19 protein-coding genes are annotated in these 16516 nt (G+C 71.7%); 5 read left to right on the top strand and 14 right to left on the bottom strand.

The genetic code is table 11. The features are described 5' to 3' along the window. The 6 genes from HUT19_RS11800 to HUT19_RS11825 form a co-directional block, all read right to left on the bottom strand. Window positions 1-591, bottom strand: a complete 591-nt coding sequence (locus HUT19_RS11800) for a DUF177 domain-containing protein (protein WP_176180430.1) — start codon at window positions 589-591, stop codon at window positions 1-3. Window positions 592-764: 173 nt separating this feature from the next. After that, window positions 765-1946: a cell division initiation protein gene (locus HUT19_RS11805; protein WP_176180431.1), complete on the bottom strand. Its 1182-nt coding sequence runs from the start codon at window positions 1944-1946 to the stop codon at window positions 765-767. Between the two features lie 101 nt (window positions 1947-2047). Next, window positions 2048-2557, bottom strand: a complete 510-nt coding sequence (gene coaD, locus HUT19_RS11810) for a pantetheine-phosphate adenylyltransferase (protein ID WP_176180432.1) — start codon at window positions 2555-2557, stop codon at window positions 2048-2050. Further along, complete coding sequence (gene rsmD, locus HUT19_RS11815; RefSeq protein ID WP_176180433.1) at window positions 2554-3141, bottom strand: 16S rRNA (guanine(966)-N(2))-methyltransferase RsmD; 588 nt, start codon at window positions 3139-3141, stop codon at window positions 2554-2556. Before rsmD ends, coaD begins: the two co-directional genes overlap by 4 nt. A 137-nt stretch (window positions 3142-3278) precedes the next feature. Then, the gene (gene recG / locus HUT19_RS11820) at window positions 3279-5492 is read right to left on the bottom strand and encodes an ATP-dependent DNA helicase RecG (RefSeq protein WP_176180434.1); all 2214 of its coding nucleotides are present in this window, start codon (window positions 5490-5492) and stop codon (window positions 3279-3281) included. A gap of 40 nt (window positions 5493-5532) precedes the next feature. After that, complete coding sequence (locus HUT19_RS11825) at window positions 5533-7371, bottom strand: DAK2 domain-containing protein (RefSeq protein WP_176180435.1); 1839 nt, start codon at window positions 7369-7371, stop codon at window positions 5533-5535. 221 nt (window positions 7372-7592) lie between these two features. On the opposite strand from HUT19_RS11825, the gene rpmB reads away from it, so the two are divergent. Next, complete coding sequence (rpmB, locus tag HUT19_RS11830) at window positions 7593-7778, top strand: 50S ribosomal protein L28 (RefSeq protein WP_009714771.1); 186 nt, start codon at window positions 7593-7595, stop codon at window positions 7776-7778. A gap of 157 nt (window positions 7779-7935) precedes the next feature. Here rpmB and thiD read toward each other — a convergent pair whose 3' ends face one another. Then, on the bottom strand, window positions 7936-8787 hold the full coding sequence (thiD, locus tag HUT19_RS11835; RefSeq protein WP_176180436.1) for a bifunctional hydroxymethylpyrimidine kinase/phosphomethylpyrimidine kinase: 852 nt from the start codon (window positions 8785-8787) through the stop codon (window positions 7936-7938). A gap of 10 nt (window positions 8788-8797) precedes the next feature. Further along, on the bottom strand, window positions 8798-9766 hold the full coding sequence (locus HUT19_RS11840) for a thiamine-phosphate kinase (protein WP_176180437.1): 969 nt from the start codon (window positions 9764-9766) through the stop codon (window positions 8798-8800). A 137-nt stretch (window positions 9767-9903) separates the two neighbouring features. Here HUT19_RS11840 and HUT19_RS11845 point away from each other — a divergent pair, with 137 nt between their 5' ends. Both HUT19_RS11845 and HUT19_RS11850 read left to right on the top strand, forming a co-directional pair. Further along, window positions 9904-10137, top strand: coding sequence for an Lrp/AsnC family transcriptional regulator (locus tag HUT19_RS11845; protein ID WP_014055158.1), 234 nt, complete (start codon window positions 9904-9906; stop codon window positions 10135-10137). Between the two features lie 19 nt (window positions 10138-10156). After that, window positions 10157-10654 carry a DUF3515 domain-containing protein gene (locus tag HUT19_RS11850; RefSeq protein WP_254885539.1) on the top strand — a complete coding sequence of 166 codons (498 nt, stop codon included), beginning with the start codon at window positions 10157-10159 and terminating at the stop codon, window positions 10652-10654. 3 nt (window positions 10655-10657) lie between these two features. Here HUT19_RS11850 and HUT19_RS11855 read toward each other — a convergent pair whose 3' ends face one another. The 3 genes from HUT19_RS11855 to HUT19_RS11865 are packed head-to-tail and all read right to left on the bottom strand — an operon-like array spanning window position 10658 to window position 13642. Beyond that, window positions 10658-11830 carry a D-alanine--D-alanine ligase family protein gene (locus HUT19_RS11855; protein WP_176180438.1) on the bottom strand — a complete coding sequence of 391 codons (1173 nt, stop codon included), beginning with the start codon at window positions 11828-11830 and terminating at the stop codon, window positions 10658-10660. Between the two features lie 34 nt (window positions 11831-11864). Next, window positions 11865-12884, bottom strand: a complete 1020-nt coding sequence (locus tag HUT19_RS11860; RefSeq protein WP_176180439.1) for an NAD(P)H-dependent glycerol-3-phosphate dehydrogenase — start codon at window positions 12882-12884, stop codon at window positions 11865-11867. Continuing rightward, window positions 12881-13642, bottom strand: a complete 762-nt coding sequence (locus HUT19_RS11865; protein WP_176180440.1) for a 1-acyl-sn-glycerol-3-phosphate acyltransferase — start codon at window positions 13640-13642, stop codon at window positions 12881-12883. Before HUT19_RS11865 ends, HUT19_RS11860 begins: the two co-directional genes overlap by 4 nt. A 171-nt stretch (window positions 13643-13813) precedes the next feature. Between HUT19_RS11865 and cofC the strand changes: the two genes are divergently transcribed. Together cofC and HUT19_RS11875 are read left to right on the top strand one after the other, a co-directional pair. Then, entirely contained in the window at window positions 13814-14530 is a 717-nt protein-coding gene (cofC, locus tag HUT19_RS11870) for a 2-phospho-L-lactate guanylyltransferase (protein WP_254885540.1), read from the top strand. 10 nt (window positions 14531-14540) lie between these two features. Then, window positions 14541-14744: a hypothetical protein gene (locus HUT19_RS11875; RefSeq protein ID WP_176180442.1), complete on the top strand. Its 204-nt coding sequence runs from the start codon at window positions 14541-14543 to the stop codon at window positions 14742-14744. A 99-nt stretch (window positions 14745-14843) separates the two neighbouring features. Here the strand turns inward: HUT19_RS11875 and HUT19_RS11880 are convergent, their stop codons facing one another. The 3 genes from HUT19_RS11880 to leuD form a co-directional block, all read right to left on the bottom strand. After that, window positions 14844-15422 carry an HU family DNA-binding protein gene (locus HUT19_RS11880; RefSeq protein WP_176180443.1) on the bottom strand — a complete coding sequence of 193 codons (579 nt, stop codon included), beginning with the start codon at window positions 15420-15422 and terminating at the stop codon, window positions 14844-14846. Between the two features lie 125 nt (window positions 15423-15547). Then, a complete protein-coding gene (locus tag HUT19_RS11885; protein WP_176180444.1) occupies window positions 15548-15793 on the bottom strand; it encodes a hypothetical protein in 246 nt (81 codons plus the stop codon). A gap of 124 nt (window positions 15794-15917) precedes the next feature. Further along, a complete protein-coding gene (leuD, locus tag HUT19_RS11890; protein ID WP_176180445.1) occupies window positions 15918-16511 on the bottom strand; it encodes a 3-isopropylmalate dehydratase small subunit in 594 nt (197 codons plus the stop codon). Between the last annotated feature and the right edge of the window lie 5 nt (window positions 16512-16516).

Genomic DNA, 16516 nt, shown 5'->3' on the forward strand with positions numbered 1-16516 from the left:
CTACTTCTCCTGTGGGTCATCCCCGCGCTCGCGGGGTGCGTTGTCCTTCTCGCCGTCCTGAATGGAATCGGCGAGTCCCTGCAGTGCCGCCCAACGGATGTCGACGGCGTCGTGATGGTGGTCCGGGTCGTCCGCGAGCCGCGCACCGCAATCGGCGCACAGCCCCGGGCAGTCCTCCCGGCACACCGGCTGCAACGGCAGTGAGAGCACCACCGCGTCCCGCAGCACGGGCTCGAGGTCGAACAGATCGGCCTCGAGGAAGAGCGTCTCCTCTTCCTCGGCGTCGTCGCCGGTGTCCGCGTCGCGGCTCCGGTCGTCGGCGTCGGGGTAGGAGTACATCTCCTGGAAGTCCGCGTCGAGCTCACGCTCCAGCGGCTCCAGACACCTTACGCACTCCCCCGTGAGCGGCGCACGGGCGGTGCCTGTGACAAGCACCCCTTCCATGACCGACTCAAGGCGGAGGTCGAGCTCCACGGTCGCGCCCTCCGGCACCCCGATGACCTCGATACCGAGGTCCTTGGGTGCCGCCACGGAGCGGGAGATCCTTTTCAGCGCACCCGGACGGCGGCCCAGCTCACGTGTGTCGAACACGAGAGGGGCACGGTGGTCGAGGCGGGCGTTCAGGGCTTCCTGCTTTCTACGGCTGCGGCGGGCCGCCCGGAGCTGGTACAAGGTGGGCAGCCGAGATCGCGGACGTACGCGCGACCGAAGAGCCAGGATACTGGACGGCTCGCCGTAGACCCAATCCGCCCGGTGAGGGCGCCCTAGCGCCCCTGCTCGTACTGACGGAGCTGATCGAGGTCGATCATGCTGGTGTCGAACAGGCTGGTCTCGTCGAGCGCGGCGCCCGGCTGTGCCTGCGGATGCTGCTGGGGAATCTGGTGCTGCTGGTGCTGCTGGTGCTCCGGGGCGGCGTACCCGGCGCCCGGGTCGTAGCCCTGAGCCGCCTGCTGGGCCTGCTGCGGCCAGCCGTAGGCATCCGCGTGCGGATAGCCGGTCTGCGCGGCCGCGGCGTAGGGGTCCTGCTGGGGCATGGGCGGGACGTACTGCTGCTGGTAGCCGTACGCGTCCGCCGGCGTCTGCTGCGGATAGCCCGCGGTGGCGGCGTAGTACCCGGCGTCGGCCGCGGCGTGCTCGGGCCGTGCGACGGGTACCTCGGCCAGCACGGACGGGGCGGCCGGGGCGGCCGGGGCCAGTCCCGTCTGGGACTGGGCCAGATCCGCGAGGTAGTCGTCGTCGCTGGTGTGCGGACCGGCGGCGGCCGCGTCCTGGGCCGCCATATGGGCGCCCAGCTCATCGGCCGGCCGGGCCCCCAGCAGCTTCTGACGGCCGCGGCCGACCGCCTCCAGCGTCTTGCCGAGCACGGCCGAGACGGCGCCCAGCTTGGTGTCCACGTATGCGTCGGCGCGCTGCCGCAGGGTGTGCGGGTCGGCGCTGCGCTCGGGCCCCTCCTCCGGCTGCCCCATGGCGTCGGTCATACCGTCGCCGTAGGGGTCCGCGGGGGCGCGGCCGAGCAGCTTCTCCCGGCCGCGGTCCACCGAACCGATCGTCTTGGTGAGCACGACCTCGAAGTTGGCCAGCTTGCTGTCGACGTAGTCGTCGGCCTCGGCGCGGATCTCCTCGGCCTCCCGGCGGGCCTCCTCCAGGATCCGGTCGGCCTCCTCCTGGGACTGCCGGGCCACCTCGGTGCCGGAGATCAGCGAGGTGCGCTGGGCGTGCGCGGCCTCGATGATCTGCTCGGCCTCCCGGCGGGCCTCCTCGACCATCTGGTCGCGGCCGCCGATCAGCTGCTGCGCGTGGGCGAGGGAGTCCGGGAGCGCCGCCCGCACCTCGTCGAGCATGGCGAGCAACTCGGCGCGGTTGACCACGCACGAGGCCGACATGGGCATGGAACGGGCGCTGCCGACGGCTTCGACGATCTCGTCGAGCTTCTTCTGCACGTCCACTGTGAGTGCTCGCAGACTGATCGGATGCGGATGGGCACGAACGGGGACGACTGTACGGCCAGCGGGCCCCTGCCGGACACCCACTGACGCACCGTCAGCGGCTACTTCCGTCCGAGCCGGTCGGCGAGTGCCTCCAGGACCAGCGGGGGCACCAGGTGGGAGACGTCGCCGCCCCAGGCCGCGACCTCCTTGACCAGGCTGGAGGAGAGGAAGCTGTAGGTGGGGTTGGTGGGGACGAACAGCGTCTCCACCCCGGACAGGCCGTTGTTCATCTGCGCCATCTGCAACTCGTAGTCGAAGTCGCTGACGGCTCGCAGCCCCTTGACGATCGCGGGGATCTCACGCTGCTTGCAGAAGTCGACCAGCAGCCCGTGGAACGCCTCCACCGAGACGTTTCCGTACTCGGCCGTGGTCTGGCGGAGGAGGTCCATGCGCTCCTCCACCGTGAACAGACCCTGCTTGGACTTGTTGATCATCACGGCGACGTACACCTCGTCGTAGAGCCTCGAGGCACGGCCGATGATGTCGAGGTGACCGTTGGTGACGGGGTCGAAGGACCCCGGACAGACTGCGCGGCGCAACAGTGGTTCCTCGCTCTCGGGTCCGGTCATGACGCGTTGTCGCACGTCGAGGCGGCGCGACCGTACCAAAGCGTGCCCTCGCCGTAACGACGGGCCCGCAGCCCCTCGAAACCGTCCGGCCACCCGAACTCCCCGCCTCGTGTGCTCCGCTCCACGGTGGCCAGCGCGTCGGGCGCGAGCCAGCCCTTGCGGAGGAGTGTGAGCAGGATCTCGCGGAGATCGTCGTCGGTCACGGCGTACGGCGGGTCCAGGAAGACCACGTCGTAGGGGCCGGTGGCGGGCGCCGGTCCGGCCAGCGCCTGTTCGGCCCTCGCGGTGCGCAGCTCGGCCCCGGGCAGGGCGAGTGCGCGGATGTTCTCCCGGATGGTGCGGGCCGCGCGCGGGTCGGACTCCACCAGCAGCACATGGGCCGCGCCCCGGGACAGCGCCTCCAGGCCGACCGCGCCCGAACCGCCGTAGAGATCCAGGACCCGGGCGCCGTCGAGGGAGCCGAGCAGCGACTCCCAGGTGGAGAACAGGCCCTCGCGCGCCCGGTCCGAGGTGGGTCGGGTGCCGTTTCCGGGGGGCACGGCCAGCCTTCGGCCGCCGGCCGCTCCGGCGATCACGCGGGTCATGGGTGAGGCAGTCCTTCGCGGTGGTCGGGGCAGCGGCGGACCGTGCGGTCACGGGCCGCCGCCCCTCCACGATATGCCGCCGCCCCTCCACGATATGGCGTCCGGCGCCGCCGGTGTCCGCCGCGCTCCGGTCCGTATCAGCCCTTGTCGAGGAATTCCTCGCGCTCCTCGTCCAGCAGGGCGTCCAGCGCGGTGCGCAACTCCGGATAGCCGTTCAGCTCCGGATCGGCCGCGACGACGGCGGTGGCCTCCTCCCGGGCCGCGGCGATCACCTCCTCGTCGTCGATGACCGCGAGCACCCGCAGCGAGGAGCGGACCCCGGACTGGGCCTGGCCGAGCACATCGCCCTCGCGGCGCTGCTCCAGGTCGATCCGGGACAGCTCGAAGCCGTCCAGGGTGGCGGCGACCGCGCCCAGCCGCGTCCGCGCGGGGGCGGCCTCGGGCATCTCGGTGACCAGCAGACACAGCCCGGGGGCGGAGCCACGGCCGACCCGGCCGCGCAGCTGGTGCAGCTGGGAGACGCCGAACCGGTCGGCGTCCATGATCACCATGGCGGTGGCGTTGGGGACGTTGACGCCGACCTCGATGACGGTGGTGGCGACCAGGACGTCGACCGCACCCGCGGCGAAGCGGCGCATCACCTCGTCCTTGGCCTCCGGCTGCATCCGGCCGTGCAGCACCTCCACCCGCAGATCGCGCAGCGGGCCCTTGGCGAGCTGCTCGGCGACATCGAGGACCGCGAGCGGCGGGCGCTTCTCCGCCTCGTCCTCGGCGGTCTTCTCCTTCGCCGCCTTGGCCTGGTCCTCCTCGTCCCCGATGCGCGGGCAGACCACATACGCCTGGTGTCCGCCCGCCACCTCCTCGCGCACCCGCTCCCAGGCGCGGGCCAGGAAGTGCGGCTTGTCCTTGGCGGGCACCACATGGGAGGCGATCGGGGAACGCCCGGCGGGCAGCTGGTCCAGGACCGAGGTCTCCAGGTCGCCGAAGACGGTCATGGCCACGGTGCGCGGGATGGGGGTGGCCGTCATCACCAGCAGATGCGGGGGCTGCTTGCCCTTGGAGCGCAGGGCGTCCCGCTGCTCGACGCCGAAGCGGTGCTGCTCGTCGACGACCACCAGCCCCAGATCGTGGAATTGGACCTTGTCCTCGATCAGCGCATGGGTACCGATCACGATCCCGGCCTCGCCGGTGACCAGGTCCAGCAAGGCCTGACGGCGGGCAGCGGCGCCCATGGAACCGGTGAGCAGCACCACCTTGGTCCCCTGCTCGGCGCCGCCCAGCATGCCGCCCTCGGCCAGCTCGCCCATCATCTCGGTGATCGAGCGATGGTGCTGCTGGGCGAGCACCTCGGTCGGCGCGAGCATGGCCGCCTGGCCCCCGGCGTCGACGACACCGAGCATCGCCCGCAGCGCGACCATGGTCTTTCCGGAGCCGACCTCGCCCTGGAGCAGCCGGTGCATGGGGTGTTCGGTGGCCAGGTCGGCGAAGATCTGCTCGCTGACCCGGCGCTGGCCGTCGGTGAGGGTGAACGGCAGCCGGGCGTCGAAGGCGTCGAGCAGGCCGTCCTGGACGGGGCGGCGCGGGGCGGCGGGCAGTTGGGCGTCGGCCCGGCGGCGGCGGGCGAGGGCGACCTGGAGGACGAACGCCTCGTCCCACTTGAGGCGGTCCCTGGCCGCGGCGATGTCCGCCTTGGTGCGCGGCCGGTGGATGCCGCGCAGCGCCTCGGGCAGCGTGGCCAGGCCCCGGCCCGCCCGCAGGGCCTCGGGCAGCGGGTCCACCAGATCGGCCAGGACGGCGTCCTCGGCGCCCGCGGGCCCCAGGACGGTGTCCACGGCCTGCTGGATCTGCCAGGACTCCATCTGCTTGCACGCCGGATACAGCGGCAGCAGCTGGTTGGCGAACGCCTCGACGGCGTCCGCGCCGCTGTTCGCACCCAGGGTCTTGAACTCCGGATGGGCCAGCTGGCGCTTGTGGTTGAAGACCGTGACCTTGCCCGCGAACATGGCGCGGGTCCCGGGGACCAGCTGGGTGCGGGGTTTGTGGACGCCCTTGCCGAAGAAGACGAGCTGGAGGCGGCCGCTGCCGTCGGTGATGGTGACCTCGAGGCGCTGTCCGCGCCCTCCGTTGAACTTCAGCACCCGGGCGTCCGCGACCTGCGCGACGACGGTCACATGCTCGTCCAGGGGCAGATCGGACAGCCGGGTCAGCTCGCCGCGCTCGGCGTACCGCCGCGGGTAGTGGTGGAGCAGATCGCCGACGGTGTGCAGGCCGAGGTGGTCGGCCATCACCTTCGCGGTGTTGCCGCCGAGGACCTTCTTCAGGGGTTCTTCGAGCACGGGCACGCAGTCCATTGCACACCACGGCACCGACAGACGGGATCAGGCGGCGGGGTCATTCGATGCCTATGATCAGCGGCACGGAGGGCTGGCCGCCGCGGTAGACGACCGTGTCGACGGCGAAGTGCCCTTCCCGCACATGCCGTTCCAGCCGTTCGGCGAGGTCCTCGGGCAGGTCCTCGCCCAGTACCAGGGTGACCATCTCGCCGCCCGCGGCCAGCATCCGGTCCAGCACGGTCTCGGCGATGGCCGCCAGCTCGGAGCCGATCACCGCCACATCACCGTCGATCAGCCCCAGGACGTCCCCGGCCTGGCACACCCCGGCCATGGTCCAGGACCGGCGCTCGGCGACGGCCAGTTCGGCGTAGCGGGTGGCGCCCGCGGCGGAGGTCATGGCGACGACGTCCTCGTCGAAGCTGCGGCCGGGCTCGTGGACGGCGAGCGCGGCGATGCCCTGGACCGCGGAGCGGGTGGGGATGACGGCGACCCGTACGCCCTCGGCGCGGGCCTGTGCGGCGGCGGCCGCCGCGGGGTGGCGCAGCTCGGCGTCGTTGGGCAGCAGCACGACCTCGTGGGCGTGGGCCCGCCGGACGGCCTCGGCCAGCTCACCGCTGGCGGGCGGCTCCCCGGGCCGGGTGGTGACCACGGTGGCACCGGCCGCGGCGCACAGGGTGGCCAGCCCGTCGCCGGGGACGACGGCCACCACGGCGCGGGGTGCGAGGGGGGCGCCGGACGGCTCGTGGCCGCCGGGCTCTTCCGGCCGCCGCCCGCCGGTGTCCGGAACCGGGTGGTCCGGGTGTCCGGCGGCGGCGAAGTGGGTGATGCGGATCCGGTACGGCCGTCCGGCCTGGATGCCCGCCTCCACGGCCGCGCCCGCGTCGTCCACATGGACGTGGACGTTCCACAGCCCATCGCCGCCGACGACCACGAGGGAGTCACCGAGCGTGTCCAGCCGCTCGCGCAGCCGGGCCACGGCGCTGTCGTCCGCCTCCAGCAGATAGATCACCTCGTAGCCGGGCCCGCCGGACGGGTCCGGCCCGGCGGCGCAGTCCCCGGAGGCCGGGGGCTCCGGGACCGCGGCGGGCGCGGTGACGCCCACGCGGGGACGTCCCGGGGAAGCGGGGGCCGCCGGGGCCTCGCCCGACAGGGCCTCGGCCAGTCCGCCGAGAACGGTCACCAGACCGTAGCCGCCCGCGTCGACGACGCCCGCGCGGGCGAGCGCGTCGAGTTGTCCGGTGGTGGCCTGGAGCGCCGCGCGCGCCCCCTCGTACGCCGCCCGCGCCACCGTGCCGATATCGCCGGTGGTCCGCTCCGCGCCTTCGGCGGCCGCGACGGCGACGGTCAGGACGGTGCCCTCGACCGGGTGCGCGACGGCCAGGTAGGCCAGGTCGACCGCGCGCCGCAGGGCCCGCCGCAGCCCGTCGGCCTCGTCGGCCTCGTCGGCCTTATCGGCCTTATCGGCCTTATCGGCCTCGTCGTGCGGAGCTGCCGGGCCCGTGGCGCCCCCCGGGCGGCCCGGGCCGCCGTCGGCCAGGACGTCGGCCATCCCGCGCAGCAGCTGCGCCAGGATGGTGCCGGAGTTGCCCCGTGCGCCGATCAGGGCGCCGTGGGCCATGGCGCGCACCACATCGGCCAGGGTGGGGCGGGAGACGGCGGCCGAGGCGGCGTGGCCGTTGAAGGCGGCGTCGACGGCCCGGGCGGCGGATTCGACGGTGAGGTACAGATTGGTGCCGGTGTCCCCGTCCGCGACCGGGTAGACGTTGATCGCGTCGATCTCCTCGCGGGCCCGGCCCAGCGCGTCCAGCGCCAGCCCGCACCAGGTCCGTACCGCATCGGCGTCGAGCGTGTGCGGCACGTACGTCCTCCTCGGGAGGGCTGGGGCGGGGTCGGTCATCAGGTCATCGCAGGGTAGTCGCCGCCCTCGGCGGGTGCCGGGGCAGCCATGATAGTTTCGTTGTACGGGAGTGGCCGTTGTATGCTGCTCCGGTTGCCCGATGAGAATCGGGCCATTCCCCCAGGCGCCGCCGGTCTTCCAGGATCTTGGCAACGTCCGGGGTTCCCGTAAGTGTCTGTCTCCTCGCGAGAAGCGAGGCTGACCCGTCTTTGGAGTAACCCGTGGCTGCCAACTGCGACGTCTGCGGCAAGGGGCCGGGCTTCGGCAACAACATCTCGCACTCGCACCGCCGCACCCGCCGTCGTTGGAACCCCAACATCCAGACGGTGCGCGCTGTGGTCGGTCGTACCCCGAAGCGGCTCAACGTCTGCACCTCGTGCATCAAGGCCGGCAAGGTCTCGCGCTAGGCGCACGGCCCTCCCCGCTCACGCGGGATCCGGTGCTCAGGGCCGGTCCACCGATGTGGACCGGCCTTTTCGCATGCCCTGCTCGCATGCCCTGCCGCGCCCCGCTGCGCGCCCCGGCCGGGAGGTGCCCCCGGCCGGAACGGTCCCAGGACACGCCCTAGTGACCTGAGGCGGGCGCGGACAGCCAGCCGTGGTCGACCGGGCCGATGCCCCCGCCGAGCGGGAAGCCCTCCGCGATGGCGCCGGTGACGTACTGCTTGGCGGCCGTGGCGGCCCGCGGGACGTCGTACCCGCCCGCCAGATAGGTGGCGACGGCCGAGGCGAGGGTGCAGCCCGTGCCGTGCGTATGGCGGTTGTCGTACCGCGGCGCCTGCAGCCAGTGCTCCTCGGTGCCGTCGGTGAGCAGATCCACCGCGTCGCCCGTCAGATGACCGCCCTTGATCAGCGCCCAGCGGGGGCCGAGGGCCAGCACCGCCCCGGCCGCGCGCCGCAGATCGTCCTCCGACTCCACGGATACGCCGGTGAGCTGGGCGACCTCGTCCAGGTTGGGCGTGGCCACCGTGGCGGTCGGCAGCAGCGTGGTGCGCACCGCGTCGAGCGCGTCGGTCGCCAGCAGCGCGTCACCGTGCTTGGAGACCCCGACCGGGTCGACCACCACCGGAACGGTGAGCTCCGCCAGCAGGGCGGCAACGGTCTCGACCAGCCCGGCCGTGGCCAGCATGCCGGTCTTGACCGCCTGGACGCCGATGTCGTCGACGACGCTGCGGAACTGGGTCCGGACGGCGTCGGCGGGCAGTTCCCAGGCGCCCTGCACGCCCAGCGAGTTCTGCGCGGTCACCGCGGTGATCACACTCATCCCGTGGGCGCCCAGGGCCAGCATCGTCTTCAGATCGGCCTGAATGCCCGCACCGCCGCCGGAGTCCGAGCCGGCGACGGTGAGCACACGGGCGGGCGCCGCGGCGGTGCGGGGTACGCGCTGAGGACGCTGGGGACGAGAGGAGAGCGACATACGGCCGAATCTACTCGGCGCCCGTGTCGTCCCCGAAGTGGTCCCACCCCGCGTGCAGCCACGGGGCGCCGTCCACCGTCACCTGGGGCAGCGCCGAGGGGTTGAGCACCTCGCCGATCACCTTCCAGCGGGCGGGCAGCTTCACATCCGGCGGGAAGGTGGCCACGATCGCGTGGTCCTCTCCCCCGCTGAGCACCCACTGCAACGGATCGACGCCCACCGCCTGTCCGATGTCCGACATCTGCGAGGGGATGTCGATGTCCCCCGAGTGCAGATCGATCCGGACCCCGCTGGCCTCGGCGATGTGGCCGAGGTCGGCGACCAGGCCGTCGCTCACATCGGTCATGGCGGTCGCGCCGAGCCCGGCGGCCGCGGGGCCCGCGTGGTACGGCGGCTCCGGGCGCCGATGCGCCTCGACGAAGGCGCGCGGCGAGCGGAAGCCGCGCGAGAGCACCGCGTGTCCGGCCGCGGACCAGCCCAGCCAGCCGGTGACCGCGACAACATCGCCCGGCTGGGCACCGGATCGGGTGACCGGCTCGTGGTTGCGCAGATCCCCCAGGGCGGTGATCGCGACGGTGATGGTGTCACCGCGCACCACATCACCACCGGCCACCGCCGCACCCGCCACCTGGCATTCGTCGCGGATGCCGTCCATCAGCTCGGTCGGCCAGGTCACCGGCAGATCGGCCGGCACCACCAGGCCGAGCAGCAGCGCCGTCGGCACCGCGCCCATCGCCGCGATATCGGCAAGATTCTGCGCCGCGGCCTTGCGGCCCACGTCATAGGCGGTGGACCAGTCCCGGCGGAAGTGGCTGCCCTCCAGCAGCACATCGGTGCTCGCCACCACCCTGCGGTCGGGTGCGGCCACGACCGCGGCGTCGTCACCGGGCCCCAGCTTCACCGCCGGGGTGGTGGTGAGCCGTGAGGTGAGCTCCCTGATGAGGCCGAACTCCCCCAACTCGCCCACGGTGCCCTTCATCCCATTGCCCCTTCGTGCTGATGGCTCATTGCCCGCCGCGCCGCGCACCGAGCGCGGGTCTCCCCGCGCCGCCTGGCGACGCGGTACCGTGGCGTCCCTTCTCCCCACATGATCCTCGTAGCCGCCCTGGAGGTTCCGTGGTACAGGCGTACATCCTGATCCAGACCGAGGTCGGCAAAGCGTCGACCGTGGCCGACGTCATCGCCAAACTGCCGGGAGTGATCCAGGCCGAGGACGTCACCGGACCGTACGACGTGATCGTGCGTGCCCAGGCCGACACGGTCGATGAGCTGGGCCGCATGGTGGTCGCCAAGGTCCAGCAAGTGGAGGGCATCACGCGAACCCTCACCTGCCCGGTAGTCCATCTGTAGTCCCCCGTATGCTCGAGCGGTGAATGTCGCACACCGTAGTTCCACTCGGAAGTTCGCCCCGCTGGCCGCCACCGCGGCCTTGGTCCTGTTCTCGGTGGCCGGCTGCTCGTTCACCGAAGATTCCGACGACTCCGGAGCGCCGGCGGTTCCCAAGCCGACGAAGCGGGCGGCCGCGTTGTGCCGGGCGCTGCACAAGGAGCTTCCCGGCAGTGTCAACGGGCTGAAGCGGCGCACCGCCGAGCCCGCTTCGGACTTCACCGCCGTCTGGGGGGACCCCGCCGTACAGCTGCGCTGCGGGGTCTCCCGCCCGGCCGCGATGACGACCTCGACCCGGTCCGCCGGTGTCAACGGCGTCGAGTGGCTGCCCGAGAAGCAGGACGATGGCTATCGCTTCACCACGGTACTGCGCCGGGCGTATGTCGAGGTGACGGTGCCGAAGAAGTACGCGCCCGAGGTCGATCCGCTGATCGACCTCGCGAACGCCGTCAAGAAGACCGTGCCCGAGGGCGTGGCCTAGCCGCTAGCGCAGCCCCGTGGAGCGGCGCAGCGCGGCCTGGATCAGCCGGTCGACCAGTTCCGGGTAGCTGACGCCGCTCTCCTGCCACATGCGCGGGTACATCGAGATCGGCGTGAACCCGGGCATGGTGTTCACCTCGTTGATCACGAACTCGCCGTTGTCCAGCAGGAAGAAGTCGGCGCGCACCAGGCCCTCGCAGGACACCGCGTCGAACGCCCGCACCGCGAGCTCCTGGACCCGCCGGGTCTCCTCCTCGGTGAGCGGTGCGGGCACCACGCCGTCGGCCGAGTCGATGTACTTGGCCTCGAAGTCGTAGAAGTCGTGGGCGGAGACCGGCGGGATCTCGGCGGGCACGCTGGCGCGCGGACCGTCCTCGAACTCCAGCACCCCGCATTCGATCTCGCGGCCGCGCAGCAGCGCCTCCACGATGACCTTGGGGTCGTGGACCCGTGCCTCCTCAACGGCCGCGTCGAGTCCGGCGGCGTCGTCGACCTTGGTGATGCCGATGGACGAACCGGCGCGGGCGGGCTTCACGAAGAGCGGCCAGCCGTGCTCCTGAGCGAAGTCCACGATCTTGCGGCGGGCGGCGGAGGGGTCCTTCTCCCACTCGCGGGGGCGGATCACCTCGTACGGGCCGACCGGCAGCCCGAAGGAGACGAACACGCGCTTCATGTACTCCTTGTCCATGCCGACGGCGGAGGCGAGTACGCCCGCGCCCACATAGGGCACCCCGGACAGCTCCAGCAGCCCCTGGAGGGTGCCGTCCTCGCCGTAGGGGCCGTGCAGCATCGGGAAGACCACGTCGACGTCGCCCAGCACCTTGGGCACCGAGCCGGGCTCGCTGTAGACGACCTCACGGCTGCCCGGGTCGACGGGGAGCACGACCGAGCCCTCGGCGGACTCGGCGAGCCCGGCCACGGTCGGCAGCTCGCGGTTGGCGATGGCCATCCGCTCGGGTTCGTCGGCGGTCAGTGCCCAACGGCCGTCCGAGGTGATGCCGATCGGCAGCACGTCGTACTTCTCGCGGTCGATCGCCCGCAGCACGGCGCCCGCGGTGACCACGGAGATGGCGTGCTCGGAGCTGCGGCCGCCGAAGACGACGGCGACGCGCGGCTTCCGCGGCTCGCCTTCGGAGGAGGCCGGGACAGGGCGTGGGGAAGGGGTCTGGCTGCTCATATCGCGTTGAGGTTACCTTGCGGTTCCGGTGCCGTCAGTGCCGCTCGGCCTTGGCGCTGCGGGACATCAGCTCTTTGAGTGCGACCAGCGGCTGTTTGCCGTCGTGCACGATGCCGACCACGGTTTCGGTGATGGGCATGTCGACGTCGTGGCGCCGGGCGAGATCGGCTACGGACTCGCACGACTTGACGCCCTCCGCGGTCTGCCGGGTGACCGCGATGGTCTCCTCCAGCGTCATCCCGCGGCCCAGGTTGGTGCCGAAGGTGTGGTTGCGGGAGAGCGGTGAGGAGCAGGTGGCGACGAGGTCGCCCATGCCCGCCAGGCCCGCGAAGGTGTGGGCGTCGGCGCCCATCGCCAGACCCAGCCGGGTCGTTTCGGCCAGCCCGCGGGTGATCAGCGACGCCTTGGCGTTGTCGCCCAGGCCCATGCCGTCGGCGATGCCCACGGCCAGCGCGATCACGTTCTTCACGGCGCCGCCCAGTTCGCAGCCGACCACGTCGGTGTTGGTGTAGGGGCGGAAGTACGGGGTGTGGCAGGCGGTCTGGAGGCGGCGGGCCACGTCCTCGTCGCGGCAGGCCACGACGGACGCGGCGGGCTGCCGGGCGGCGATCTCCCGGGCCAGGTTGGGGCCGGTGAGCACGGCCACCCGCCCGGCCACGTCGGTACCGGGCGACGCCTTGCCGACGACCTCCTCGATGACCTCGCTCATCCGCTTTGCGGTGCCGAGTTCGACGCCCTTCATCAGGGAGACCAGCACGGTGTCGGCGGGCAGCAGCGGTGCCCATCCGGCGAGGTTGTCGCGCAGCGTCTGGGAGGGCACCGCGAGCACGGTGAACTCGGCGTCCCGGGCGGCCTCGGCCGGGTCGGTGGTGGCCCGCACCCCGCGCGGCAGCTCGGTGCCGGGGAGATAGTCGGGGTTGGTGCGGCCGGTGTTGATGGCGTCCACCAGCCCGGCGCGGCGGCCCCACAGCGTCACCTCGCACCCGGCGTCGGCGAGCACCATCGCGAAGGCGGTGCCCCAGGAGCCGGTGCCGAAGACGGCGCAGCGCGTCACTTGCTCTCCTCTTCGGCCACGGGGCGCGGCTGATCGGCGGCGTGGGGGCGGACGGCCCGGAAGTTCTTGGTCCGGTCGGGCACGGCCTCTCCGCGCACCTCGGCGAGGAGGTCGGTGATGGCGGCCATGATGGTGTCGGTGGCGCCCCGCAGCACCTCGGCGGTGGGCTCCTGGCCGTAGTACGCGGACAGGTCCACCGGCGGTCCGGCGTGCACCCTGAGGGTCTTGCGCGGGAAGAGGCGGACCTTCTTCTCCTTGGCGTACGGCGGTACGGCCTCGTTGGCGCCCCACTGGGCGATGGGGATGACGGGCGCCTTGGTGAGCAGCGCGACGCGGGCCGCGCCGGTCTTGCCCCGCATCGGCCACATCTCGGGGTCCCGGGTGAGGGTGCCCTCGGGGTAGAAGGCCACGCACTCGCCCTTGTTGATGGCGTCCACGGCGGCCCGGAAGGCGGTGGCCGCGTCGGTCGACTCGCGGTACACCGGGATCTGGCCGGTGCCGCGCAGGAAGGTTCCGACAAAGCTGCCCTTGAAGAGCGCGGCCTTGGCGAGGAAGCGCGGCACTCGTCCGGTGTTGTACTGGAAGTGCGCGTAGGAGAGCGGGTCGAGATACGAGTTGTGGTTGATCGCGGTGATAAATCCACCGTCGGCGGGAATGTGCTCCATTCCGTGCCAGTCCCGCTTGAACAGAACCACCAGCGGCGGTTTGACCAAGACCGCTGCCATGCGGTACCAGATGCCGATTCTGCGGCCGGACACTCGGAACATCCTCCTCTTTGACCCTGCTGACCTGCTGGCTTGCTGCCGTCCGGGCAGCCGCACAAGTGTCGCTCCAGGTACCCGGTCTGTCGAGGACACCGTAACCCCGCACGTCCCGGGCGAGCCCGGCAGCGGGTGAGAATGAGGCCCGTGGGAACAAACGGAGCCCGTGTGGCGTGGACGCTGGTGGTGCCGCTGAAACCCCTGGCACGGGCCAAGAGCCGGCTCTCCGGGGCCGCCGGGGACGACCTCCGGCCGGGTCTCGCGCTGGCGTTCGCGCTCGACACGGTGACGGCGGCGCTGGCGGCCGGGCTGGTGCGGGGGGTGACCGTGGTCACCGACGACCCGCTCGCCGGGCGTGAGCTGTCGGCGCTGGGCGCCCGGATCCTGCCCGACCCACCGGGAAGCGGACTGAACGCGGCGCTCGCGCACGGCGCCCGCGCGGTCCGGGAGGAACGCCCAGGAGCCGCCGTAGCGGCGCTGAACGCCGATCTCCCGGCCTTGCGGCCCGCGGAGCTCGACCAGGTGCTCGACGTCGCCTCCGGGCTCCCACGCGCCTTTCTGGCGGATGCGGCGGGGGTGGGCACGACCCTGCTCTCGGCGGCGCCGGGCAGCGGTCTTGCACCGGCCTTCGGCGGGCCCTCCCGGGCTCGGCACCGGGCGTCGGGGGCACGGGAGATCGAACTGGCCGGGGTGGACTCGGTACGGCGCGATGTGGACACCGGCGAGGACCTGCGCGCGGCACTGGCGCTGGGCGTGGGTCCGTACACCGCCCGCCGCTTGCGCCCCGCGGCCCCGTCCGGCCCGGAGCCGGGGCCCGTTCCCGCGTCCGGCGCCCGGCCGCCCGCTCCGGAACGGCCCGCGGCGAGGGCTGAGGACAGCCCTTAGGGTGGCGGTCATGCAGGCAACCGCGTACACCTACGACCCCGAGACCCGCGCCGGCAGTGTGCTGCTCGACGACGGCACCCCACTGCCCTTCGACGCGGCGGCGTTCGACGCCGGAGGGCTGCGGATGCTGCGTCCGGGGCAGCGGGTGCGGATCGAGGTGGCGGGCGAGGGCGAGGACCGCCGTGTGGTCTTCGTGACCCTCCAGACGTTCTGAACCCCCGGAAAATACCGTCCGAACCCCCGGAAACACCGCGGGCCGGGCTCCCCGAGGGAGCCCGGCCCGGCGCATGACGGTACGGCGGTGTGCCGCTGACTAGCGCTTCCTGGCGGTGGTCTTCTTGGCCGTGGTCTTGCGCGCGGTGGTCTTGCGCGCGGGGGCCTTCTTCGCCGTGGTCTTCTTGGCCGCCGCCTTCTTGGCGGTGGTCTTCTTGGCCGGGGCCTTCTTCGCCGCCGCCTTCTTGGCGGTGGTCTTCTTGGCCGGGGCCTTCTTCGCCGTGGCCTTCTTCGCCGCCGCCTTCTTCGCGGTGACCTTCTTGGCCGCGGCCTTCTTCGCGGCGACCTGGAGGCTTCCCTTGGGAGCCTTCTTCACGGCGACCTCGCCACCGCGCGGCAGCTTCTTCGAGCCGCTCACCAGGTCCTTGAAGCCCTGGCCCGCGCGGAAGCGGGGCACGGAGGTCTTCTTGACCCGGACCCGCTCCCCGGTCTGCGGGTTCCGGGCGTACCGGGCGGGACGTTCCACCTTCTCGAACGAACCGAATCCGGTGACCGAAACTCGATCACCGCCGACGACCGCGCGGACGATGGCGTCCAGGACCGCGTCGACCGCCTCGGCGGCGTTCTGCCGGCCGCCGAGCTTGTCGGCAATCGCTTCTACGAGCTGCGCCTTGTTCACGTCTTCCCCTTCGGAGACATTGCCAGAACGAATCTGTTCAGGCTTTTTCGCACGTTAGGCAGATATATACCGCAAATCAAACACGAAACGGGCTAATCACCCTTGTGCCGCAACGCACTCGATCGTCACGGACTTCCGTCGGAGTCGGGATCTTCGGGGAAACGCCCCTCGTCGAGGTCGTTCATCAACCGCTCCAGACGCCGTGCCGCGTCTGCGAGATCGTGTTTCGCCGCTGACGTGATGACCAGCAGCTTCCGGGACAGCGCCATCCGTACGCCCTCCGGGACTTGCAGTGTGCGCACCCTTGTGTGCGCTTCTTTGAGCCGGGCGGCGACAAGACCGTAGAGCTCGAGTTGGCCGTCGCGTTCCATGCACTGATTGTGCCATCTGAGGCGAGTTGTCGCTTCATGGGGCCTCAACATGACGATGCGCCGCCGGTCCGAGGACTGGCGGCGCATCATGCCAAACCTGCTCTGTGCAGGGAGAACCGGGGGGTCAGACCTCCACCGTACGGGGCTTGAAGGAAGGACGACGGGACTCGTACGCGGCGATGTCGGCCTCCTCCCTGAGGGTGAGACTGATGTCGTCCAGACCCTCCAGCAGCCGCCATCGGGCGTTCTCGTCAAGTTCAAAATCAGCCGTGATGCCTTGAGCACGCACCTGGCGGTCGACGAGGTCCACGGTGACCTCCGCGGACGGGTCGGACTCCACCAGCTGCCACAGCCGGTCCACCGTCTCCTGCGGCAGTACGACGGTCAGCAGGCCGTTCTTGAGCGAGTTGCCGCGGAAGATGTCGGCGAAGCGGGACGAGATGACGGCCTTGAAACCGTAGTTCTGCAACGCCCATACCGCGTGCTCACGCGAGGAGCCGGTGCCGAAGTCCGGACCGGCCACGAGGACGGTCCCGCCCTTGTGCTCGGGGCGGTTGAGCACGAACTCCGGGTCCTTGCGCCATGCCTCGAACAGCCCGTCCTCGAAGCCGTCGCGGGTGACCTTCTTGAGCCAGTGGGCGGGAATGATCTGGTCGGTGTCGACGTTGCTGCGGCGCAGCGGGACGGCCCGGCCGGTGTGCGTGGTGAATGCTTCCATGACTG

The organism is Streptomyces sp. NA02950 (genome assembly GCF_013364155.1).
Lineage (GTDB): Bacteria > Actinomycetota > Actinomycetes > Streptomycetales > Streptomycetaceae > Streptomyces.

What these genes read in the sequence shown, in the direction of transcription:
- coaD (WP_176180432.1), bottom strand. Translation starts at nt 2,557, where the DNA reads ATGACCGGACCCGAGAGCGAGGAACCACTGTTGCGCCGCGCAGTCTGT.
- rsmD (WP_176180433.1), bottom strand. Translation starts at nt 3,141, where the DNA reads ATGACCCGCGTGATCGCCGGAGCGGCCGGCGGCCGAAGGCTGGCCGTG.
- recG (WP_176180434.1), bottom strand. Translation starts at nt 5,492, where the DNA reads ATGGACTGCGTGCCCGTGCTCGAAGAACCCCTGAAGAAGGTCCTCGGC.
- HUT19_RS11825 (WP_176180435.1), bottom strand. Translation starts at nt 7,371, where the DNA reads ATGACCGACCCCGCCCCAGCCCTCCCGAGGAGGACGTACGTGCCGCAC.
- thiD (WP_176180436.1), bottom strand. Translation starts at nt 8,787, where the DNA reads ATGTCGCTCTCCTCTCGTCCCCAGCGTCCTCAGCGCGTACCCCGCACC.
- HUT19_RS11840 (WP_176180437.1), bottom strand. Translation starts at nt 9,766, where the DNA reads ATGAAGGGCACCGTGGGCGAGTTGGGGGAGTTCGGCCTCATCAGGGAG.
- HUT19_RS11855 (WP_176180438.1), bottom strand. Translation starts at nt 11,830, where the DNA reads ATGAGCAGCCAGACCCCTTCCCCACGCCCTGTCCCGGCCTCCTCCGAA.
- HUT19_RS11875 (WP_176180442.1), top strand. Translation starts at nt 14,541, where the DNA reads ATGCAGGCAACCGCGTACACCTACGACCCCGAGACCCGCGCCGGCAGT.
- HUT19_RS11885 (WP_176180444.1), bottom strand. Translation starts at nt 15,793, where the DNA reads ATGGAACGCGACGGCCAACTCGAGCTCTACGGTCTTGTCGCCGCCCGG.
- leuD (WP_176180445.1), bottom strand. Translation starts at nt 16,511, where the DNA reads ATGGAAGCATTCACCACGCACACCGGCCGGGCCGTCCCGCTGCGCCGC.